This window comes from Georgenia ruanii (assembly GCF_009193175.1).
Taxonomy (GTDB): domain Bacteria; phylum Actinomycetota; class Actinomycetes; order Actinomycetales; family Actinomycetaceae; genus Georgenia; species Georgenia ruanii.
In genome coordinates this window covers 11,378-32,764 of the sequence record NZ_VUKE01000027.1, presented here as the reverse complement: position 1 = coordinate 32,764, position 21,387 = coordinate 11,378, and the positions used below count along the sequence as shown (strand labels likewise).

At 72.5% G+C, this 21,387-nt stretch carries 20 protein-coding genes; 10 read left to right on the top strand and 10 right to left on the bottom strand.

From position 1 onward, the window contains the following. Nucleotides 1-2: 2 nt before the first annotated feature. Together GD880_RS19030 and GD880_RS19025 are read right to left on the bottom strand one after the other, a co-directional pair. The gene (locus GD880_RS19030) at nucleotides 3-890 is read right to left on the bottom strand and encodes an ABC transporter permease (protein WP_152233186.1); all 888 of its coding nucleotides are present in this window, start codon (nucleotides 888-890) and stop codon (nucleotides 3-5) included. After that, on the bottom strand, nucleotides 890-1,996 hold the full coding sequence (locus tag GD880_RS19025) for a polyamine ABC transporter substrate-binding protein (RefSeq protein WP_226909830.1): 1,107 nt from the start codon (nucleotides 1,994-1,996) through the stop codon (nucleotides 890-892). Before GD880_RS19025 ends, GD880_RS19030 begins: the two co-directional genes overlap by 1 nt. A gap of 195 nt (nucleotides 1,997-2,191) precedes the next feature. Here GD880_RS19025 and GD880_RS19020 point away from each other — a divergent pair, with 195 nt between their 5' ends. From GD880_RS19020 to GD880_RS19005, 4 genes are read left to right on the top strand one after another with little or no spacing between them, the layout of a single operon-like run. Further along, nucleotides 2,192-2,839, top strand: a complete 648-nt coding sequence (locus GD880_RS19020; protein ID WP_226909829.1) for a TetR/AcrR family transcriptional regulator — start codon at nucleotides 2,192-2,194, stop codon at nucleotides 2,837-2,839. A 26-nt stretch (nucleotides 2,840-2,865) separates the two neighbouring features. Next, nucleotides 2,866-4,209: a glycosyltransferase gene (locus GD880_RS19015; RefSeq protein WP_152233185.1), complete on the top strand. Its 1,344-nt coding sequence runs from the start codon at nucleotides 2,866-2,868 to the stop codon at nucleotides 4,207-4,209. Beyond that, a complete protein-coding gene (locus GD880_RS19010) occupies nucleotides 4,206-5,495 on the top strand; it encodes an aminoglycoside phosphotransferase (protein ID WP_152233184.1) in 1,290 nt (429 codons plus the stop codon). Before GD880_RS19015 ends, GD880_RS19010 begins: the two co-directional genes overlap by 4 nt. After that, complete coding sequence (locus GD880_RS19005) at nucleotides 5,492-6,481, top strand: SIS domain-containing protein (protein WP_152233183.1); 990 nt, start codon at nucleotides 5,492-5,494, stop codon at nucleotides 6,479-6,481. Before GD880_RS19010 ends, GD880_RS19005 begins: the two co-directional genes overlap by 4 nt. An 85-nt stretch (nucleotides 6,482-6,566) precedes the next feature. Here the strand turns inward: GD880_RS19005 and GD880_RS19000 are convergent, their stop codons facing one another. From GD880_RS19000 to GD880_RS20505, 4 genes are all read right to left on the bottom strand, one after another. Beyond that, the gene (locus GD880_RS19000; protein WP_152233182.1) at nucleotides 6,567-7,394 is read right to left on the bottom strand and encodes a deoxyribonuclease IV; all 828 of its coding nucleotides are present in this window, start codon (nucleotides 7,392-7,394) and stop codon (nucleotides 6,567-6,569) included. A gap of 117 nt (nucleotides 7,395-7,511) precedes the next feature. Next, nucleotides 7,512-7,940: a VOC family protein gene (locus GD880_RS18995; protein ID WP_152233181.1), complete on the bottom strand. Its 429-nt coding sequence runs from the start codon at nucleotides 7,938-7,940 to the stop codon at nucleotides 7,512-7,514. Next, nucleotides 7,937-8,767, bottom strand: a complete 831-nt coding sequence (locus GD880_RS18990) for an AraC family transcriptional regulator (protein ID WP_152233180.1) — start codon at nucleotides 8,765-8,767, stop codon at nucleotides 7,937-7,939. Before GD880_RS18990 ends, GD880_RS18995 begins: the two co-directional genes overlap by 4 nt. Nucleotides 8,768-8,886: 119 nt before the next feature. Further along, a complete protein-coding gene (locus GD880_RS20505; protein WP_193314605.1) occupies nucleotides 8,887-9,105 on the bottom strand; it encodes a DUF6191 domain-containing protein in 219 nt (72 codons plus the stop codon). A 195-nt stretch (nucleotides 9,106-9,300) separates the two neighbouring features. Here GD880_RS20505 and GD880_RS18980 point away from each other — a divergent pair, with 195 nt between their 5' ends. Next, nucleotides 9,301-11,058, top strand: a complete 1,758-nt coding sequence (locus GD880_RS18980; RefSeq protein WP_226909828.1) for an MDR family MFS transporter — start codon at nucleotides 9,301-9,303, stop codon at nucleotides 11,056-11,058. 79 nt (nucleotides 11,059-11,137) lie between these two features. Here GD880_RS18980 and efeB read toward each other — a convergent pair whose 3' ends face one another. The 3 genes from efeB to GD880_RS18965 form a co-directional block, all read right to left on the bottom strand. Then, entirely contained in the window at nucleotides 11,138-12,382 is a 1,245-nt protein-coding gene (efeB, locus tag GD880_RS18975) for an iron uptake transporter deferrochelatase/peroxidase subunit (protein WP_152233179.1), read from the bottom strand. Next, on the bottom strand, nucleotides 12,379-13,491 hold the full coding sequence (efeO, locus tag GD880_RS18970) for an iron uptake system protein EfeO (RefSeq protein WP_152233178.1): 1,113 nt from the start codon (nucleotides 13,489-13,491) through the stop codon (nucleotides 12,379-12,381). Before efeO ends, efeB begins: the two co-directional genes overlap by 4 nt. Before the next feature lie 175 nt (nucleotides 13,492-13,666). Beyond that, the gene (locus tag GD880_RS18965; RefSeq protein ID WP_152233177.1) at nucleotides 13,667-14,014 is read right to left on the bottom strand and encodes a nuclear transport factor 2 family protein; all 348 of its coding nucleotides are present in this window, start codon (nucleotides 14,012-14,014) and stop codon (nucleotides 13,667-13,669) included. Nucleotides 14,015-14,229: 215 nt separating this feature from the next. On the opposite strand from GD880_RS18965, the gene GD880_RS18960 reads away from it, so the two are divergent. The 5 genes from GD880_RS18960 to GD880_RS18940 all read left to right on the top strand — a co-directional run bounded on the left by GD880_RS18960 (nucleotide 14,230) and on the right by GD880_RS18940 (nucleotide 19,522). Continuing rightward, nucleotides 14,230-15,168 (top strand): serine/threonine-protein kinase, encoded by a 939-nt coding sequence (locus tag GD880_RS18960; protein WP_152233176.1) that lies wholly within the window; start codon nucleotides 14,230-14,232, stop codon nucleotides 15,166-15,168. A gap of 63 nt (nucleotides 15,169-15,231) precedes the next feature. Continuing rightward, nucleotides 15,232-16,362 carry a PucR family transcriptional regulator gene (locus GD880_RS18955; protein WP_193314604.1) on the top strand — a complete coding sequence of 377 codons (1,131 nt, stop codon included), beginning with the start codon at nucleotides 15,232-15,234 and terminating at the stop codon, nucleotides 16,360-16,362. A 17-nt stretch (nucleotides 16,363-16,379) separates the two neighbouring features. Then, nucleotides 16,380-17,204, top strand: a complete 825-nt coding sequence (locus tag GD880_RS18950) for a VOC family protein (RefSeq protein WP_152233174.1) — start codon at nucleotides 16,380-16,382, stop codon at nucleotides 17,202-17,204. A 119-nt stretch (nucleotides 17,205-17,323) separates the two neighbouring features. Then, a complete protein-coding gene (locus GD880_RS18945; protein WP_152233173.1) occupies nucleotides 17,324-18,718 on the top strand; it encodes an acyl-CoA dehydrogenase family protein in 1,395 nt (464 codons plus the stop codon). A 39-nt stretch (nucleotides 18,719-18,757) separates the two neighbouring features. Next, a complete protein-coding gene (locus GD880_RS18940) occupies nucleotides 18,758-19,522 on the top strand; it encodes a VOC family protein (protein WP_152233172.1) in 765 nt (254 codons plus the stop codon). A 186-nt stretch (nucleotides 19,523-19,708) separates the two neighbouring features. Here GD880_RS18940 and GD880_RS18935 read toward each other — a convergent pair whose 3' ends face one another. After that, nucleotides 19,709-21,220: an APC family permease gene (locus tag GD880_RS18935; RefSeq protein ID WP_152233171.1), complete on the bottom strand. Its 1,512-nt coding sequence runs from the start codon at nucleotides 21,218-21,220 to the stop codon at nucleotides 19,709-19,711. Nucleotides 21,221-21,387 lie beyond the last annotated feature (167 nt).

The window sequence follows — 21,387 nt, the reverse complement described above, 5'->3', positions numbered from 1 at the left end:
CGCTACGCACGGCGACCGCCCTCGATGTACCGCGCGATGCGGGACTGGACGAGGAACAGCACCACGAGCAGGACGATGAGGATCATCGCCAGCACCGCGCCGAACGGCCAGTCGCGCGCCCGCAGGAACTGGTCGCGCACCAGGTTGCCCACCATGGAGACCTTGCCGCCGCCGAGGAGCTCGGGGATGACGAAGTTGCCCATGGACGGGACGAACACAAGGATCGCGCCGGTGAGCGTGGCCGGCAGCGTGAGCGGGAACGTCACGCTCCAGAACGTCCGGGCCCGGGTGGCGCCGAGGTTGGCGGAGGCCTCGAGGAGCTCCGGGTCGACCTTCTGGATGGCGGCGTACAGCGGCAGGATCATCAGCGGCAGGTACGCGTAGACCATGCCCACCACGACCGCGCCGGTGGTGTACAGCAGATCGACCGGGGCGTCGACGAGGCCGAGCGCCACCAGGGCGTCGTTGACCAGGCCCTGGCTGTTGAGCAGCACGATCCACGCGTAGGTCCGGATGAGGAAGTTTGTCCAGAACGGCACCACGACCAGCACCAGGGCCACGGTGCGCCACCGGGACGGCAGCTTGGTGATGGCGTAGGCGGTCGGGTAGCCGATGAGGAAGGCGACCACGGTGGCGAGCCCCGCGATCACGAGGGAGTCGGCGAGGACCCGCAGGTAGATCGGCTCCAGCGCCCGGGAGAAGTTGCCGAGCGTGAAGGTCCACTCGACGCCGGAGAAGCGGCCGCGGGTGGCGAACATGTACGCCGCGACCAGCAGCACGGGGACGGCCACGAAGACGGTCAGGTACAGCAGTCCGGGCGCGAGCAGGAGGGTCGGCTCGAGCCGGGCGCCGCGGCGGCGGCGCCCGGGCCGAGCGGGCGGGGTGGACATCAGGAGGCCGTGACCTCGGTGATGATCTGGGTGTAGAGGGACATGGCCTCACCGATGTCCGTCAGCGGCTCGCCCTTGAGCATCTCGGAACGTCGGGCGCCCAGGACGTCGTACTTCTCGAGGAGGTCGGCCGGGAGCAGGTCGAGGGCGGCCTGGTTGGGCACGTTGTACAGGATGTTCTCCGCGGCCCAGGCGTGGTTCTCCGGCTTCAGCACCGTGTCGATGAACGCGTAGGCGGCCTCCTTGCTCTTGGAGGACTTCAGGATCGCCATGCCGTCGACGAACAGGTCGGAGCCCTCCTTCGGGACGGCGAACTTGATCTTCTCGTTCTCGGCGGTGCCGTAGTTGCACCAGCCGTCCCAGGCCTCCACCATGACGGCCTCGCCGCTGATGAGCCGCTCGTAGAAGGTGTTGTCGTCGTAGGCGAGGAGGCTCGGCTTCGCCTGCAGCATGAGCTCCTTCACCTGGGTCATCTCCGCCTCGTCGGTGGTGTTGGCCGAGAACCCGAGGGCCTTCTGCGCGGGCAGCACCGCCCAGCGGTCGGTGCCCATCATGGTGACCTTGCCCTTGTACTCGGCCGCGGGCGTCAGCAGGTCGTACCAGCTGTCGGGCGTCTTGGCGACGAGGTCCTCGCGGTAGCAGATCCCGGTGGTGCCCCAGGTGTAGGGCGCCCAGTAGGTCTGGCCGTCGACCACGGCGCTGTCGGTGGCCAGGGTGTCGAGCTCCCCCCAGTGCTCGAGCAGGGAGGGGTCGATGGGCTCGAGCAGCCCCTCCTTGGCGAAGGCCTCGAGGAAGGGGGCGGTGCCGAAGATGACGTCCAGGCCCTCGCCGCCGCCGGCGGTGACCTTGGCGACGAGGTCCTCGTTGGTGGCGTGGTGGGTGACCTTGACGGTGGCGCCGGTCTCCTTCTTGACGATGTCGGCGATGTCCTCGGGCATGTAGGACTCCCAGTTGGACACCACGATGGTCTGCTTGGTGAGGTCGGCGTCCGGGTCGAGGGCGGCGGGCTCGTCGGCGGAGCCGCCGCCGCAGGCGGCGAGCAGGACCGCGGTGCTGGTGCCGAGGGCCGCGACGGCGGTGCTGCGCCGAGAAGGGAACTTCGTCACGGGATTCTCCACATCATCGGGGGAGGACGCGGCGCCGGTGCCGGGCCCTTGGGCGCAAAGATTTGCACGTCGATTCAGACTTGGCAATGCCCTGACTGCCCCGATTTGGGGGCGGCAGGAGGAATTTCCTGAATCGCTCTTCAAATTCGTCCGGTCGCGTGCCATGCTCTGCGCCACGACTCGTCCCCTCGAGAGATGGCCGCCGTCATGTCCGTAGGCAGGAAGCAGCGCCGCGAGAGTCTCATCGCGGCGGCGCGGCGTGCCGTCGCGGAGCACGGGGCCGATGTGCGCCTCAAGGACGTGGCCCAGCAGGCCGGCCTCACCCCCGGAGCGGTGCTGTACCACTTCCCGGACATCCAGACGCTGCTGGTCGAGGCGAACCGGGCCGGCGTGGAGCGGTTCTACGACGAGCGCCTGCGCACCGTGGCCGCGATCGCCGACCCGGCGGAGAAGCTCGTCGTCACGATCGCCTCCGGGCTGCCGCACGACTCCGACGACGAGGCGGTCCGGCTGATGTGCGAGCTGGGCGGCGCCGCCGGGCGCTACCCCGTCTACGGCGCCATGCTGACGTCCCTGTACGACCGGCAGGTCTCGATGTACCAGCTGCTCCTGGAGACGGGCGCCGCCGCCGGGGCGTTCGTGCTGGCGCAGCCGTCCCTGACCATCGCGCGCAACATCGTCGCCCTCGAGGACGCGTACGGCTACCGGATGGTCGCCCGGCACCCCATGATCGACCGCCGCGCCGCGACGGAGCTGATCCTCGACTACGCCCGCCTGGCCACCGGCCACCCGCTCGACCGACCCACCGTCCCCACCGGGAAACCGACGCTCTCCACCGATTGACCGCCTCTCACCGACAAGGAGCTCCGATGACGAAGCTGACTGTCCTGTTCCTCCCCGAGTCCGCCTACGGGCCCACCAACCAGTGCATCGGCCTGGGCGACCTGCTCCTCAAGCGCGGGCACCGGGTGATCTTCGCGTCCGAGTCCTCCTGGGCCGGCCGGCTCAGCCCGCTGGGCTTCGAGGAGCGCCTGGTCGACCTCGCCGAGCCCGACCCGGACGCCGGGGAGGAGGACGCCGGGCAGTTCTGGACCGACTTCATCGCCGAGACCGCGCCGGAGTTCTGCAAGCCCACGACCGAGCAGCTCGAGACCTTCGTCCGCCCCACCTACCAGGCGCTCATCGACGGCGCGAAGTACGCCGAGCCGGCCCTGCGCGCGATCATCGCCGAGACCCGGCCGGACGTCCTGGTCGAGGACAACGTGGTGCTCTTCCCGGCCCTGACCACCAGCGGCGCGCCCTTCGTCCGGATCGTCTCCTGCAACCCGCTCGAGGTGCCCGGGTCGGACGTCGCCCCCGGCCTGTCCGGCCTCGCGCAGGACGACCCGGCCGCCTGGGAACCCTTCCGTGCCGAGTTCGAGCGCACCCACCGCGAGATGTGGGAGGCGTTCAACGCCTGGGTCGTCGAGCAGGGCGCCGCCCCGCTGCCCGAGCTGGAGTTCATGCCCCGCGACAACGCCGCCAATCTCTACGTCTACCCCGAGGAGGCCGACTACACCGGCCGCCGGCCCCTCGACCCCGGCTGGCACCGCATCGACTCCAGCGTCCGGCTCACCGACGACGCCTACGAGCTGCCCGCCGAGGTGGCCGACCGGCCCGCGGGCAGCGCGCTGGTGTACGTCTCGCTCGGCTCCCTGGGCGGGGCCGACGTCGCGCTCATGCAGCGCATCGTCGACGCGCTCGCGGACAGCCCGCACCGCTTCATCGTCAGCAAGGGCCCGGTGGCCGAGAAGATCACCCTCGCGGCCAACATGGTGGGCGCGGCCACGTTGCCGCAGACCACCGTGATCCCGCAGGTGGACCTGGTCATCACGCACGGCGGCAACAACACCACCACCGAGACCCTGCACTTCGGCAAGCCGATGGTGCTGCTGCCCCTGTTCTGGGACCAGTACGACAACGCCCAGCGGATGCACGAGCTCGGCTACGGCATCCGGCTCAAGACCTACGAGTTCACGCCGGCGGAGCTCAACGGCGCCGTCGAGACGCTGCTCGCGGACACCGAGCTGCGCGCCCGGCTCGCCGCGATCGGCGAGCGCATCCGGGCCCGCGACGGGCTCCGCAAGGCGGCGGAGATCATCGAGTCGGTCGGGCTGGAGCACGCGCACGCCCGGGAAGCCGGCCTCGAGCCCGCCGCCACCGCGCAGGCGTGAGGACGCCGCTGCGCCGGGCCGTCGAGCTGGCGTCCTGGGCCTCGCTCCTGCCGCCGCACCGGGCCGACGGCGACGACCAGCCCGCCGGCGCTCCCCGCTACCTGGACGCGCTCGACCTGGCGCCCGGGCGCTGGCTGACGCTCGTGGCCGACGCCGCCGGCCGCACGTACCCCGTCCCGCTGGTCGCGGCCGGCTCCGGCGTGCGGCGCGCCCGGGCCGGCGACGGCGCGGCCGAGGCCCTCGCGGGCCTGCTCGGCGGGGGCAGCCGCGAGGTGGGGGCCTTCGTCCTCACCAGCTGGCACGCCGAGCCGGTGACCGGGGAGGCCGCGATCGACGTCGACCAGACGAACGAGTCGGTCGTGCTCGGCGGGCGCGGCGTGGTGAAGTGGACCTTCCAGGCCACCGAGGGACCGCACCCGGCCCCCGCCATCCTCGAGCTGCTCGAGCGCGCCGGCTTCACGGGCACCCCGCGCCCGTGGGGCCTGGTGCAGTGGTTGCCCTCGCGCGCGGCCGCACCACGACTGGTCGCGAGCGTCACCGCCTACCTGCCGGGCGCCGTCGACGGCTGGACCTGGGCGGTGGAGGACCTGCGCCGCGCCTGCACCGACGGTCCGGACGCCGTGCGTACGCCCGGTCGGCGGCTTGGCGAGCTGGTCGCGCACTTTCACCTCGCGCTCCTGCCCACCCGCCGGCCGGCCGACGCGGCCGACGTCGCCCGCTGGCACACGGAGGCCCGGGCCGACCTGCGACGCGCCCTCGAGGCGACCACCGGCGCCGAGCACGCCCAGCTCGCGCGGCACCGCGACGAGATCGCCGCGGGGGCGGTGCCGCCGCCGGAGCTGGCCGGGACCCCCATGCTGCTCGGGCACGGCGACCTGCACGTCGGCCAGGTGCTGCGCGCCGGGGAGTCCTACGCCGTCATCGACTTCGACGGCAACCCGGTGGTGCCGCCCGCGCAGCGCACCAGGGCGCAGCCGCCCGCGCTCGACGTCGCCGGCATGACCCAGTCGATCCGCCACGCCGGGCTCGTGCTGCGCAAGCACCACCCGGACCTCGACCCCGCGCGCGTCGAGCGCATGACCGGCGAGTTCGTGCAGGCGTTCCTCGACGCCTACCGGGCGACGCTGGCCGCGGCCGGGCGTGCGGACTTGCTCGAGGAGGCGCTGCTGCGCCCGTTCCGCCTGCGGCAGGTGTGCCGGGAGTTCACCTACGCCGCGACCCACCTGCCCCGCTGGGCCTACGTGCCCGCCGGTGCGCTGCCCGAGCTCGTGGAGGGAGCCCGATGAAGCCCGAGGAGTTCCTCGCCGACCTCACCCGCAAGCCCGAGGTGCTCGCCGCGCTGGCCGCCTCGCTGCGCGAGGCGAACCCGTGGCGCCACCTGCACCCGCTGCCCGGGCGCGTCGTCCTGCTCGGGATGGGGTCCTCGGCCTACGCCGCCGGTGTCGCGGCGCGGCGGATGCGGGCGCAGGGGCTGCTCTCCGTCGCCGAGCTCGCCAGCAGCGACCTGCTGCCGCGGTGGGGCGGTGGAACCCTCGCCGTCGCCATCTCCGCGACGGGCGGGTCGAGGGAGACGATCGACGCCCTGGGCCGGCTCGACGACGGCGCCACGGTGACGGCGCTGACGAACGTGCCCGGCTCGCCGATCACCCGGCTCGCCGCGAGCACCGTGCTCATGGCCGCGGAGCCGGAGCTCGGCGGGGTGGCCTGCCGCAGCTTCCAGCACACGCTCGTGATGCTCCTGGCGCTGGAGGACCACCTGCTGGGCCGGCCCGCCGAGCGGCTCGCCGCCACGGTGGAGAAGGCCGCCGAGGCCACCGCCCACCTGCTGGCGACCGAGGCGGACTGGCGCCCGGTCGTCGCCGACCTCCTCCTCGGCCCGGCCGGCACACACATCGCCGCCCCGGCGCGCCGGCTCAGCTCGGCGCAGCAGTCCGCCCTCATGCTGCGCGAGGGACCCCGGCGCGCCGCCGTCGCCTGCGAGTCCGGTGACTGGGCCCACGTGGACGTCTACCTCACCAAGAACACCGACTACCGGCTGCTGTCCTACGCCGGGTCCTCCTGGGACGACGGCATCCTCGAGTGGACGCTGCCCCGGCGGACCACCGTGGTGAGCGTGGGCGGGGATCTCGAGGGTGCCGCCTACGTGCTGCGCTACCCGCACGACGACGAGGACGACGTCCGCCTGCTCACCGAGACGCTCGTCGCCGAGCTGGTGGCCGCGCGCGCCTGGATCGCCGCCGAGGCGGAGGCCGCGTCGGCGCCCGGGCGGTGACGCCCGGCGGGACCGGGATGGCCCAGCGCCGCCGAGCGTCAGCTCGGTGCTCGGTGCTCGGTGCTCGGTGCTCGGCCGAGGCGGGTCAGAGTCGCGCGCGCAGCCAGGCGAAGTCCGCCTGGTGCTCCACGGCCCCGCCGGGGGTCTCGCACACCACCGCGGCGCCCGCCTCGCGCACCACGCCGGCGAGCGCGTCGGCGTCGATGGTCCCGGTGCCGAGGTTGGTGTGCCGGTCGGCGCCGGAGTTGAACGCGTCGCGGCTGTCGTTGAGGTGCACGAGGTCGATGCGCCCGGTGACCTCCCGGACCTGCTCGACGACGGTGGTCAGGTCGCTGCCGCCGGCGAACGCGTGGCAGGTGTCCAGGCAGAACCCCACCCGGTCGAAGCCCTCGGCCCCGGAGATCACGTCCCACAGCCGGGCGATGCGCTCGAGCTGACGAGCCATCGCGTGGTTGCCGCCGGCGGTGTTCTCGATGAGCAGCGGGACCTTGATGTCGGTGCGCTCCACCGCCTTGCGCCAGTTGTCGAAGCCGGTCTCCAGCTCGGCGTCGGAGCCGACGTGCCCGCCGTGGACGATCAGGCCCTTCGCGCCGACCTCGGCCGCGGCGTCCATCTGCTGCTGGAGCAGCTTGCGGCTGGGGATGCGGATCCGGTTGTTCGTCGTCGCGACGTTGAGGACGTACGGCGCGTGGACGTACAGGTCGATGCCGGCCTCCTCGGCCGCGGCGCGCAGGGCCGGCGCCCCGCCGTCGTAGGCCACCACCGGCTTCTTCCAGCCCTGGGGGTCGCCGATGAAGAACTGGCTCAGCGCCGCGCCGCGCTCCAGCCCGGCGGCGACGGGGTCGTCGTGGCGCACGTGGGCGCCGATGCGCAGGGTCTCGGCCGTCAGTGGGGCTGGGGTCGCGGCAGTCATGAGGCCCAGCCTAGGGAACCCCTCCCACGTCGGGTCCGGCGTCCGCACTCTCCCCACGTCCGCGCACTTCCCACGCGGGCGGACCGCGAGGCGGGTGGCCCCCGTGGGGAAGCGGGCTCAGGCGCCGAGGTAGGTGCCGACGGCCCAGAGGTTCCCGTCCGCGTCGCGCACGTCGAACGTGCGTGCGTCGTAGTCGGTCCCGTGGGGTGGGCGGAGCACCTCCACCCCGTCCAGGCCTTGCACCCGTTCGAACGCGGCGTCGACGGTGGCGGGATCGGCGGTCACGACGTACACGCCCTGCGGCCCCAGCCTTCCCCAGGCGCCCGCCTTGGCCCGGCTGCCGAACATGACGCCCCCGCCGCCCGGCCAGCGTGCCTCGGCGTGCTCGACGACGCCGTCCGGCCCGCGGTGCAGGGCCGTGACGACGAAGCCGAGGCTCTCGAGGAACCGAATCCCGGCGTCGACGTCGACGAACCCGACGCTCGGCCAGACGGTCGGGGTGGGTGGGGCGAGCTTCTTCGTGGTTTCGCTCGTGGTTTCGCTCATGACGTGGATCCTGCACCCGTGCGGTGGGCGCCGTCTTGAACGAATGGGAGCTCCTCGCGCAGCCAGGTGCCGACGCTGCAGCCGGCCAGCGCGCGCCACTCCCGGGCCAGGTGCGGCTGGTCGGCGTAGCCCGCGCGGGCGGCGACGTCGGCCAGCCCCGGCCGGCCCGGGCGGAGCAGCAGCCCACGGGCGTGCTCGAAGCGGGCGATGCGCACCGCCTCCCGTGGGGTGAGCCCGGTGACGAGGCGGAACTGCTCCGCCAGGTGGCGCCGCCCCCACCCGACGTGCGTCGCGACGGTACCGATCCGCGTCTGCCCGCCGCGCCGGAAGATCACCCGCCAGGCCTCGGCGACCTCGGGCCGCACGGCGGGCACCTCCCGTCCGGCAAGCCGAGCGAGCAGGGCCTCGTCGAGCAGCCGGAAGCGTGCGGCCCAGCTGCGGGTCTCCTGCAGCCGCGCGACCAGGCGGTCGGCCTCCGGCAGCAGGTCGGCGAGGTCCAGATCGCGCCCGGCCAGCTCCGAGGCCGGCAGCCCCAGGAGCGCCTCCGCCCCGAGCGGGGTGAGGGCGTACTGCAGACCCTCCTGCGGCGCCGACGCGTCGATCAGGACCGGCCGGGTGTGCAGCCCGCCGGCGACGGCGTGCGCGGCGACCGGGCTGCCGAGCCCGGAGAGGCGCAGCGGCGCGAGCAGCTCGACGACGAGCGTGAGATGGCGCGAGGGCAGCCCGCGGTGCAGACCGGTGGGGTTCGCCGGAACCGCATAGCCGTGAGCGGCGGCGACGAACGGCCGGAGGGGCGTGGGCGGATCGTGGGTGGGGAATGTCGCCATGGAGCCGCTCTCCGGGTCCGCATCGTCGGGGACATGACCTGATACTCCGCGCCGTCACGCGTCGTGCGATGCGTTCGGCGGCCTTCGCCGAAGACGGATAGTCCGTACTCCGTCTTCGGTCAACGCCCCGCTGATGGCGGCGGCGCGACACCATCAGCCGCAGGGCCGTCGCCGCCGCCGGGCCGCGGCTCCTCGATGTAGGCCACGCCGGCGTCGAGGTCGACCGGCCCGAACGGCGGGGCGCCCTCTCCGGGCCGCTGGATGTCCAGCCTCCGGCGCTCACGCTCCTCGATGAGGTGGCGCAGACCCGGTTCGAAGATCGCGAAGAACTCCGACATACCGCGCAGCGTACGGCGGGGGGACTCGCGCCGGGGCCCGTTGAAGGCACCACTCCACCGTGCGACCCCCCGCCGACCCGAGAGTGCGGGGCGAGGCGCCCGTCACAGGAAAATCCCTTAATTCCGGACGGCGCGGCCGGGTACCGTATCTCCGCCTGCTCGGCAACCCCCGCCTCTCCTCACAAGGAGCCCCCTGTGCCCAACCCGCCCGCGCCCACGGCCGAGACCCGGCCCGCGGTCTCGGCCGACCGTGCGCCGATCGTCCTCGACAAGCGCACCGTCTGGCTGATCATCGCCGCCCTCATGGCGAGCATGTTCCTGTCCTCGCTGGACCAGTCCATCATCGGCACGGCCATGCCCACGATCGTCGGCGAGCTCGACGGCGTGGAGCACCAGGGCTGGCTCATCACCATCTACATCCTCGCCGTCGCCGTCGTCATGCCGCTGTACGGCAAGGCGGGCGACCTGTGGGGGCGGCGTTACCCGTTCCTGATCGCCATCGGGCTGTTCACGGTCGCGTCGGCCGGGGCCGGCTTCGCGGAGACCTTCAACCAGCTCGTGACCTGGCGCGGCATCCAGGGCCTGGGCGGCGGCGGGCTGATGATCCTGTCGCAGGCGATCGTCGCGGACATCGTCCCGGCCCGGGAACGCGGGAAGTACATGGGCCCGATGGGCGCGCTGTTCGGCGTGGCCGCGGTGGCCGGGCCGCTGCTCGGCGGCTGGTTCACCGACTCCCACGACTGGCGCTGGGCGTTCTGGGTCAACATCCCCATCGGCCTGGTCGCGCTGGCCATCGCGTGGTTCACGCTCAAGCTGCCCACCCACCGCTCGGGCAAGCGCCTCGACGTCCTCGGCGCCGTCCTCCTGGCCGTTGCGACCTCGGCGCTCATCCTGGTGGCCACGTGGGAGAGCATGGTCGGGAAGTACGACCTGTCCGACGGCCGCCTCGTCGCGCTCATCGCCGGCACGGTGGTGGCGTGGGTGCTGTTCGTCGTCGTCGAGCTGCGCGCCCCGGAGCCGGTGCTGCCGATGCGGCTGTTCCGCAACTCCGTCTTCACCGTCTCGACGATCATCGGCCTGGTCATCGGCATGGGCATGTTCGCGGCCCTGGGCTTCCTGCCGACGTTCCTGCAGATGGCCACAGGCACGGGGGTGACCCAGTCCGGCCTGCTCATGCTGCCGATGATGGCGGGCGTCATGCTGACGTCGATCGCCTCCGGCATCACCATCACCAAGACGGGGAAGTACAAGATCTTCGCGATCGCCGGCATGGGCATCGCGACCGCGACGCTGGTGTGGATGACCACGATCAACGCCGAGATCTCCATGCTGCAGTACTCGCTCATGGTCTTCGTCCTCGGCGCGGGCCTGGGCCTGGTCATGCAGACGGTGGTCCTGGCCGTGCAGAACGCCGTCGACCCGCACGAGATCGGCACCGCCACCAGCGCCAACAACTTCTTCCGCGAGATCGGTGCGGCCGTGGGCACGGCGCTGTTCAGCTCGATCTTCACCTCCCGGCTCGTCGACGAGCTCAAGCAGGTCTTCGCGGACGTGCCCGCGGCCGGCGCGGGCGGGGAGGCGGCGCCGGCGTCGCTGACCCCGCAGGTGGTCCAGACCCTGCCCGAGCCGCTGCGCGCCGGCATCGTCGAGGCCTACGCCCACGCCCTGGCGCCGGCGTTCTGGTACCTCGTGCCGCTGCTGGCCGTCGGGTTCGTGCTGGCGTTCTTCATCCGGGAGATCGCGCTGTCCGACGTCGCCGGGATGGTCGCGCGCGGCGAGGCCGTCACGCCCGAGGAGGCCGAGGCGCTGCTGGCCGAGCGCGCCCAGGAGCAGGCCGCCGCGGCCGACGCTGACGCGGCCGGCGACGACGCCCGCGAGGGCGACTCCGCCGACGACGGCGCCGAACCCGCGACGGGACAGGCGGAGAGCCGGACGACGTCCGCCCGCGCCTGATCGATGCCGGCGCCCGACGACGAGGGCTCGCCTCGCCGTCGGGCGCCGGCACGGTCTCACCTGTCGGCGCGGTCCCTGGTCAGCCGGCGCCGGTGAGCAGCCCCTCGGCCCAGAAGCCCTCCGGGCTCGTGCCGGGCGGGACCGCCCAGATGCTCGAGCCGGTGTGCCGGACGTACTCGTTCATGGCGTCCTGCGCCGCGAGGGTCTGCTGGACAGGGACGAAGGCGTGCCGGGGATCGCGCTGGTAGGCCAGGAAGAACAGCCCGGCGTCGAGGTGGCCGAGGCCGTCGGAGCCGTCGACGTAGTTGAAGCCGCGGCGCAGCATCCGCGCGCCGCCGTGGCGGGAGGGGTGGGCCAGCCGCACGTGCGAGCTGGCCGGCAGCGCCGCGGGGTCCACCTCGTCCACCTCGTCCCGCTCGTGCGTCCCGCCGAGCGGGGCGCCCGCGCCCTTGGTGCGCCCGATCACCTGCTCCTGCTCCTGCAGCGAGGTGCGGTCCCAGGTCTCGACGACCATCGCGATGCGCCGGGCCACCAGGTACGACCCGCCGGTCATCCACGCCGCACCTGGGTGCTGCTGCGCGGCGTCGTCGGGCTGGACCCACACGTGCTCGGCCAGGGTGGCGGCGTCGTCGCCGCCGGGATTGGCGGTGCCGTCCTTGAACCCGAAGAGGTTCCGCGGGGTGGGCTGATCCGGCGAGGTGCTCGCGGCCCTGCCGTAGCCGAGCTGGGCCCAGCGGATGGCCGCGCGGCCGTGCGCGATGCGGGTGAGGTTCCGGATGGCGTGCACGGCGACCTGCGGGTCGTCCGCGCAGGCCTGGACGGCGAGGTCGCCGCCGCAGCGGGCCGGGTCGAGCGCCTCCCCGGGGAAGGCGGGCAGGTCGACGAGCGCGGGCGGCCGGCGGTCCGCCAGGCCGAACCGGCCGTCGAACAGGGAAGGGCCCAGCCCCACCGTCAGGGTGAGCCGGCCGGCGCCGGCGTCGAGGGCCTCGCCGGTGTCCTCCGGCGGGGCGAGCGGGGAGCCGTCGACGGCGCCGTCCTCCCCGACCGGCCGTCCCGCGCACATCGCCCGCGCGGCGACGGTCCAGTCCCGCAGCAGCCCGGCGAGCTCCGCTCGGCTGGTCGTCGTGACGTCGAAGGCGGCGAAGTGCAGGTGGCCCTGCACGGGGGTGGCGATGCCGGCCTGGTGCTCGCCGTCGAAGGCCACCGTGGCGTCGCCGTCGCGGGCCCGCTCGAGCGCGACGCCGCCGGCCCCGCCGGCCAGCACGCCGGTGCCGGCCGCGCCGGCCAGGGCGCCGAGGAACCCGCGCCGGGAGAGGGCGTTCATGCCGCGGCGGCAGCGCTCAGCCGGGACAGCGGCTCGCTGAGGGCGTCGACGACGCGGGCGAGCTCGCGCCGGTCTACCTCCTCGACGGTGTCGTAGGAGGCGAAGCCGTCGCCGTCGCGATGGCGGGCGAGGGCGGCGTCGACGGCGACGAACCGCTCGTCGAGCTGGGTGGCGAGCTCGGGGGCGTTCTGCTCCACGAGCGGCCGCAGCACCTCGAAGGCCTTGGCCGCACCTTCGACGTTGGCGGAGAAGTCCACCAGGTCGGTGTGGGAGAAGGCCTCCTCCTCGCCGGTGATCTTCCCGGTGGCCACCTCGTCGAGCAGCTCCTTGGCGCCGTTGCCCACCGAGGTGGCGGTGATGACGGCGTTGGGCACGCGCTGGCGCAGCTCGGTGGCGTCGGCGACGAGCTGGTCGGCGACCGGGGCCAGGGCGGCGAGGTCCTCGCCGGTCCACAGCGCCTTCTCGAGCCGGTGCCAGCCGGTGAAGGCCTCGCCGGCGGCCAGGTCCGCCTCGCGGGCGTCCATGCGCGGGTCGAGGTCCCCGAAGCTCTCGGCCACGGGCTCGATGCGCTCCCACGGCTCACGGGAGGGCGCGTACAGGGCCTTCGCGCGCTCGACGTCGCCGGACTTGACCGCGGCGGCGAACGCCTCGACGGCGGGGACGAGCGCGTCGGCCTGGGCCGTGACCCAGTCGCGGTAGTCCTGCGCCGCCTGGGCGGCCGCCGGGTCCTCCTGGCGGCCCTCGCCGGAGACGACGAGCTCCGTGCGGATGCCCTCGCCGACCATTCCGGGCTTGCAGGCCAGCACGTACGACCCGGCCGGCAGGTCGACCGCGAGGTCGTAGCTCGTGCCCGGGCCGATGTTCTCCTTCTCGGTGACGATCCGGTCCCCGTCGTAGACGTAGACCTCCGTGACCTGCCGGCCACCGTTGGTGATGCTCAGCGTGGTGACCCCTGCAGGGAGCTCGGTCCGGGAGGGTGCGCACCGGTCGTCGGTCGCGTCCACCTGGACGGTGCCGGCAGCGGAGGCCGCCGGGTCCGGGTCCGTCGCGCACCCGGCCGGGAATAGCAGGAGGGCGCTGACGGGCAGAAGGAAGCGGGGCGCGCGCAAACGAAACTCCTCGGTTGAGCCTCACGGGCGGTCGGTGGTGGGGTGAGACGACACGCGTCATCACTCCGCAGCCGAGAAGATAAGGTAAGGCTCACCTAAGCACAAGGGTCGGTTCGACAGGTGACCATCGGCCACGGGCCGGAGCCCGGCCAGAGGTCGCGGAGCGTACGGAAGATCAGGCCCAGATGTACTCCTCGGCGATCGCGCCGTCGTGCCACCTGGCGACCGTGACCATGCGGCTGCCGTTCTCGAACTCGCCGATGACGCAGGTCCACTCGCCCGAGCCGAACCGGATCGGGTGGGAGGTGATCTGCGGTGGTGCGCCCCCCGCGGCCTCGACGTACGCCTTCATCGCGTCGATGTGCTCCTGCAGCCCGTGGGTCGGGTCCTGCCCCTTCCAGTCCACCAGCACGTCGTCGGTGTGGTGGTGGGCGAAGACGCCGTGCCAGTCGCCCTTGTTCCACCCGTCGAAGTCGAGGTCGTCCATTCCCTGGAGGTTGCGCTCGACCTGGTCGTCCTGCATCGGTCTCTCCCTTCGGCGGAGGTGGGCCCGCCCGGGTGCCCGGTCACGCCGAGCCGTGGCCAGCAGCCGCACGGGGCATCAGCCACGCTATCCGCTGTGCTGTCGGCCGGACAGGGGCGGCTCCGGTCAGGAGCCGGTCCGACGGGCTTCGCCCGCCATGACGTTCCTCGTCGACTCGTGATGCCGTACCGGCCGTCGTCCGAGACAATCCAGCGGTGCCCAAAAGAGTGCTCGCCGACCGGTACGAGCTCGACCGCCGCCTCGGCCGCGGCGGGATGGCCGAGGTCTGGCGCGGGCTCGACCTCGTGCTCGCCCGGCGGGTCGCCGTCAAGACGGTGAGCCTGGCCGGCTCCGCCGACCCCACACTCGGCGAGCGCGTGCACCGCGAGGCGATCGCCACCGCGGCCCTCGAGCACCCCGACATCGTCACGGTCCACGACGCCGGCGTCGACGGCGACATCGCCTACATCGTCATGGAGCGGCTCAAGGGCCAGGACCTGGCGGCCGTGTTGCGGGAGGGGTCGCTGCCGCTGCAGGAGGCGCTGCGCGTCGCGGGCCGGGTGGCCGGGGCGCTCGCCGCGGCCCACGCCTCCGGCATCGTGCACCGGGACGTCAAGCCCGCGAACATCCTGGTCGACGGCGACCGGGTGATGGTCGTCGACTTCGGCATCGCCGCCTTTGAGTACCAGGCGGTGACCTCCCTGGCCGCGCCCGGCACCACCCAGGGCACCGCCGAGTACATGGCCCCGGAGCAGGCCCGGGCCGAGCCGGCCACCCGCGCCACGGACATGTACTCCTTCGGCTGCCTGCTCACCGCGCTCGTCGCCGGCCGGCCGCCCTTCACCGGCGAGCGACCCGAGAGCGTGCTGCACCAGCACGTCTACGTCCAGCCGCCGCGGCTGACCCAGCTGAGTCCTGGGATACCGGTGGAGCTCGACCGGCTCGTGGACGACCTGCTCGCCAAGGACCCGGACGATCGGCCGGCGGCCGACGACGTCGCCGAGGTGCTCACCGCCCTCGCCGAGAGGCTTGACGGCACGCCGGCCGGCACGGCCCCGATGACGGAAGCCCTCGCCGCCGTCGACTCCGCTGACGCCCCGACCGTGGCTCCTGACGCCGTCGACGCGGTGACCGAGGCGCACCCGCAGCCCTGACCGCGCTCGCCCTCGTCCGCGACCGGTTAGGGCGGGCGCGCGACCTCGGGCATCATGCGTGCCATGAGCGCCCTCCAGCCGCACGCCGCCGCCGACGTGCCGCGTCTCCTGCGCGCGGCCCAGGAGGGGGGACTGCGGCGGCTCATGGCGGTCCTGCACCGGTCGATCGAGGCAGAGGTCGGCCTCTTCGACCTCGACGGCAGCGTGCTCGCCACAGCCCCCGGCCGGGCGCTGTGGGACTACGAGCACGTGCTCGCCGCACGTGAGGCCCCGGGCGAGGCCGGCATCGTCGTCCTCACCGTGGAGCTCCATCACGAGGCGGTCTCGCTGCTCGCCGCCCGCGAGCCCGGCGACAAGAGGTACCTCGTCGACGTCGCGGCAGAGATCGTCGCGCTGGAGATCGGCCGGCTTCGCGCCGGGCAGCAGGTTCGCCGGGAGCTCGCGGCGGACGTCCTCGACGACATCATCGAGAATCGCCTGTCGGGGCGTGAGGCCCGGGAGCGCATGACCGGCATCGGCCTTGACTCGAACCGGCCCCATCGGGTCTTGCTCGGCCGCAGCCGGACGAGTTCACCGCGGCTCCTGAAGATCCCGTGGGCCATCCACGCCCTGATGAGCAACCGCCCCGATCCGTTCGTCCGAGTGGTGCGCGGGGAGGACATCGTCATGGTGATCCCGGACGATCCCATGGTCGGACGGATCGCCGGGACCCTCCTGCAGCACGTCGCCGATCTGGGCCCTGACGCCAGGGTGGGCGTCAGCCTTCCCCACGTGGGGGCGAGCGGCCTGCGGGTGGGCTACCACGAGGCCCGAGCAGCGTTGTGCCAGGGAACCGGTGTTCAGTACCCGCGACGCATCGACCTCTCGCAGCTGCTCGTCATCACGAACGAGGCGCTCCCGCTGGGTGACTTCGCGCGGCAGTTCCTCGGTCCGCTCCTCGACTACGATCGCCGCCACGGTGGATCCCTCGTCGAGACGCTGCACGTCTATCTCGACACCGACCGGGTCGCCGGCGAGACCGCCGACCGGCTCTTCGTCCACCGCAACACGTTGCGCTACCGACTGCGCCAGATCGAGGAGCTGTTGGGCATGGGAATCGAGAGCAGCTGGAGCATCACCAACCTGTCGCTGGCGCTCGCCGCGCTCGAGGAGGACAGCACCAGCCCGGAGCCGGCCCGAAGCTTGCGACCGTGATGGAACATACTGGGCCCGTGAGCGAGAGTCCGGCGGATGGCCAGCTGCACCAAGCCGAGCTGCTGACCCCCCTGCCGGTCGAGGCCGCCGCGTACTACGAGTGGCTCCTCGAGCTACCGCGGGGGGCCGAGCCCGGGATCGCGCTGCGTGACCGGGGAGCATCGACGGGCTCTCCCCAGCTGCCGGGCGTGACCGGCTGGGTCCCGGTGTTCGCGGTGGACTCCGTCGAGCGGGCGGTGGAGCGGGTGCAGGATCTCGGGGTCACGCATCACGCCGTGCGCGACGGGGACGACGAACGGCACTACATCGCACCCCGGACCGGCGCGGTCGTCGAGCTGCGCCCGCGGAGCGGCGTCTCCTCGGACGAGGCTTCCATCTACTGGCACGCCAACTGCGACTACTCCGCGCTGAGCGTCGACGATGCCACCGAGTTCTGGGGCCGCTTGCTCGATCTCGACTACCTGGTGATGCGCGACGACCCCTTCGAAATGCGGTTTCTGCACGGCGATCGGCGAATTGCCACGGGCATCTTCAAGCTTCACGGGGTCGCGGGCTTCGCCTCCCGGCCGCACTGGCTGATCTACTTCGAGGTCGAGGACGTCTCGACGAGCCTGTCCAGGGCGGTGGAATCAGGTTCCCGTGTCCTCATTCCCACCTCCGAGTCCCCCTTCAACACATATGCCGTCCTCACGGACCCCTGGGGGAACCTCTTCGGGTTCAGCACGCTGGCCGACCCGCGCGTGCTCAGCCGCATCGAGGTGCTGGGGGCGGACGGGGCCGCCTCGACGATGGATCAGGTCGTCGATCCCTACCCGACGCCCGCTGTGAACCCCCGTCTCTGACCCGGCCGTTGTGCGCGGTGCACATCAGGTGCGCCGCGAGTTGGCCGTAGCCGATATGGCTTGCCCAATGGGGCCCTCGAAGACTGGTGACCTGCCACTCCACCGAAGGGGGTCACCTCATGACTCGTGCCAGGACGCCCGTCCAGACACCCACGGCTTCCGGCCACGAAGCGCCCATCACCCGTCCCGCCCGAGACCCGGGCCTCAGCGGCCCGTACAGCCAGGCGGTCGTCATCGAGCCCGACGCGCGGATCCGCGCCGAGCTCCAGCGACTGCTCGACCGGGCCCGGGATATCCGGGAGCGACTGCGGGCCCGGCAGGCGCAGACCGAGTCCGACGGGCAGTACGCCCAGGACGTCCACGAGTACTTCCTCGAGCACGGCTTCTACAAGGTGCTCCTGCCGCGGCGCTTCGGCGGCCTCGAGCTCGGCGTCCCCGCCTTCTTCGCCGTGATCTCCGAGGTGGCGCGCGGATGCCCGTCCACCGCCTGGTGCCTCTCGCTGTCGGCGGCGCACACGTTGACGCTCTCCTCCTACTGGCCTGAGGCGACGCAGGCCGAGGTCTTCGGCGAGCACGGCCACATGATCGCCCCGGCCAGCGGCAACCCGCGGGCCGCGACGGTGGTTCCGACGGAGGGCGGCTACCTCATCTCCGGAACGTGGCGCTACTGCTCCGGTGCGCCGTACTCCACGCACTTCTTCCCCACCGTCATGATTCCCGGGGCCGACGGCGAGGACGAGTACCGCGCCTGGGCCGTCATCGACCGCGTGGACTACACGGTCCTGGACGACTGGGGCCGCGTCATCGGGATGCGCGGGAGCGGGTCCAACAGCATCACCATGACGAACGTCTTCGTCCCGCATCACCGCATCAGCCGCGAGACCTGGACCGTCCACTCCGCCGGGCCGAGCATCGGATACGCCGTGCACCGCAACCCGACCTACTCGGGCGTGTTCATGGGGTTCGCCGAGGGCGAGGTGGCGGCGGTCGCCGTCGGGCTCGGGTACGCCGCGCTGGACGAGTACGAGCGCATCATCCGCACGACCCGGGCTCCGTTCGACCCCGCCCGCCTCCGCGCCGACGCCGACGACTGGCGGCGGGTGCTGGGCATGGCCATGGCACAGGTCGACGCGGCGCAGGGGGCGCTCCTGCACAGCGGCCGGCTCTACGAGGAGTACGCCCGCCGCTCGGCGACCGAGGGTGAGGCGTTCGACGAGGCCCGAGCCATGCGGCTCAACAATGCGCACTTCGTCGTCGAGGAGCTCGTGTGGGAGGCCGTGCAGACCCTCATCCGGACCGCCGGAAGCGGGGTCTCGGCGGACGGCCAGGCGCTGCAGCGCTACTTCCGGGACATCTGGACCACCCAGAGCCGTACCGACCAGTTCCAGTTCTTCGCAGGACCGACGGCGGGGTACCACCTCACCGGCCAGGTCCGGCACGAGGCCGCCGAGTGCGCGGCCACGACCGAGTCCGTCGCCGAGCCGGCCCTTGCGGCGGGCACGGCCGGCGGCTGAGTACGGCGACACGTTTCAGAACCACCAGAAAGGACAGATGTGAACCACATTGACTACCCCGTGGGTGCCAGCGTCTGGCAGGAGCTTCACGCGCGCTCCGCCGACGGTCTCGCGGAGTTCTACGCGGCAGTCCTCGGCTGGGAGCTGCGGAAGGCGAGCGAGACCGCCGGCGTGTTCCTGCGGTCGGGCACCGTCGTGGCGGGCCTGCACGTCGACCCCCAGCTCGACCCGGTGCGGGCCGGCTGGCGGACGTATCTCGGAGCCGAGGACCTGGACGCCGCGACCGACCGCGCTGTCGCGGCCGGCGCGGCCGTCACCCGCCGGGGCCGGCACCTGGCAGTGCCCGGCGACGCGGTCGAGCTCGTCGACCCCTTCGGCGCTCTGTTCGGCCTCGCCGTGCTGCCTCCCGGGGTGGCGGTGCCACCGTCGCCCGAGCTCGGTCGGCTGTCGCTCACGGACGCGACGAACCACGACGTCGACGAGCAGCTGGCGTTCCAGCGGGCCCTCTTCCCGGGCCAGGCGTCGGAGCCGGTCGACCCGCCGATCCACTTCTTCCGGGACGCCGACGGGACCGCGCTGCGGGGCAGCAACGAGGTGGAGCCGGCGCTGCGTGACGTGCTGCCGCCGCACTGGCTGCCGTGGTTCAACGTGGTGGACCAGGCCGACGCCGTGGTCGCGGCCGCTCGTGCCGGTGGGCGGGTCAACACCCAGGACAACGTGCTGAGCTTCGGCCGGTGGGGCGTCGTGGTCGACCCGTCCGGAGCCGACTTCAAGGTGCTCCAGCTCACCGTGCCGGCGCTCTGACGCGCTCTCGGCACGCCGAAAGGGCTCCGGTCTCTCACGAGACCGGAGCCCTTTCGCCGTGCCGGTGCTCAGACGCCCCGGCCGGCAAGGATGCCGGCGGGGGACAGCTCGTCCGCGCCGTCCTCCGGCGCGCTCACCCCGACGGCAGCGAGAACGGCGGCCGCCTGCTCGAGCGCGGCCGGCGGCTCAGCGATTGGCCTCGACCGGCTCCGCCGCGGGGCCGTCGGCCTCCGGCGCCGTCCTGGCCCGGCCGTGCTCGCGCAAGGTCTCGTATCGGTGGGCCCTGAAGCGACGCGTCAGCAGCGCGACGCCGACGCCGACGAGGAAGACCACCACCGGCAGCAGCTGCAGTGCGACGTTCACCGCCGGATCGGCGGCAGAGAGCACCGAGAAGTTCATCAGGGCCACCGCGGCGATGGAGCCAAGCAGGATGAACGAGAGGATCGGCGAGAAGGTCGATGCCCAACGGGACACCGGCAGCCCCTTGTTCCGGCGGAAGAACCGGAAGATCGCGACGCTCGTGAGGGTGAAGAGGATGAGCGGGCAGAGGGTGCCGACGGCGATCTCCCAGCCGAAGACCACAAACGGGTCGAGCCCGCTGAACAGGATCGCGAGCAGGATGACCGCTCCGATCGCCGAGGTCACGACCGAGGCGACGTACGGGGACTGGTGGCGACGGTGGACCCAGGTGAGACGGGCGGGCAGGACCGAGTGACCCAGCGAGTGCAGGTAGCGCGTGACGATGTTGTGGTAGGAGAGTACGCAGGCGAACATCGAGGTGACGGCCAGGACGGTCACCACGTGCATGAAGATCGGGCCGACCCATTCGGCCGCGGTGGTGAAGATGACGTTGGCGGGGTCGGCGGTGACGGCGTCCATCACTCCCGTTGGTCCGTAGGCCTGCATCCAGGCCCACACGGCCACGCCGTAGAACAGCGCCGCGCCGATGAGCGTCATGAAGATGGCCCGCGGGATCGTCCTGGACGGGTCGCGTGCCTCGTCGCGGAAGATCGCGGTGGCCTCGAACCCCATGCCGACGCTGATGCCGAAGAGCACGCCGAGGGCGAGCGAGCCGTTCGTGAGGGTGCCCCCCGCGACGTACGGCGCGAGCTGGATGCCCTCGGGGCCACCGCCGCCGGCCAGGATGGCGACGTCGAGGACGACGATGACCACGACCTCGAGGACGAGGGCCACCGAGAGCACCTTCGCGCTGAGGTCGATGTTCCCGTAGCCGAGGAGGGCCACGAGGACCATCGAGATCATGGTCCAGCCCCACCAGGGCAGCAGCGCCGCGCCGAAGAACGACTGGAGCGTCCCTTCGACGGTGAACCCGAGCAGCATGTAGACGAAGCTCTGGAAGAGCAGGTAGCCCAGCATCGCCAGGAACCCGGAACCGACTCCGACGGGCCGCCCGAGGGCGGCCGTGATGTAGGAGTAGAAGGCCCCCGCCTTCTGCACGTGCACCGACATCGCGGCGAACCCGGCGCCGAAGAGGAGGAGCACGAGCGGCCCGACGACATAGTCGAAGGCGATGCCGGCCCCGTTGCTGTTCAGCATGTTGACCGGGGTGGACACGAAGATGGTCAGTGGTGCGGCGGCCGCGACCACCATGAAGACGATGGACAGCGGGCCGAGCGTGCCGGACAGCCGGCTCGACGACCCGCCGTGCGGCGCGCGGTCGGTGACGGTGGTGGACATCGGGCCTCCGATGGGTGCGGTCAGGCGAGCCGGCACGTCCTCGTGACGGCGCGCGTGAGGAGGGTAGGCACGCACTTGTCAGGCCGAGGTCGACGACCGTTGGCGACTGGCGTCGGGCTGAACAAGCACGCGGGTCATGCGCGACAAGTCCTGGCGTGCCGAGGCGA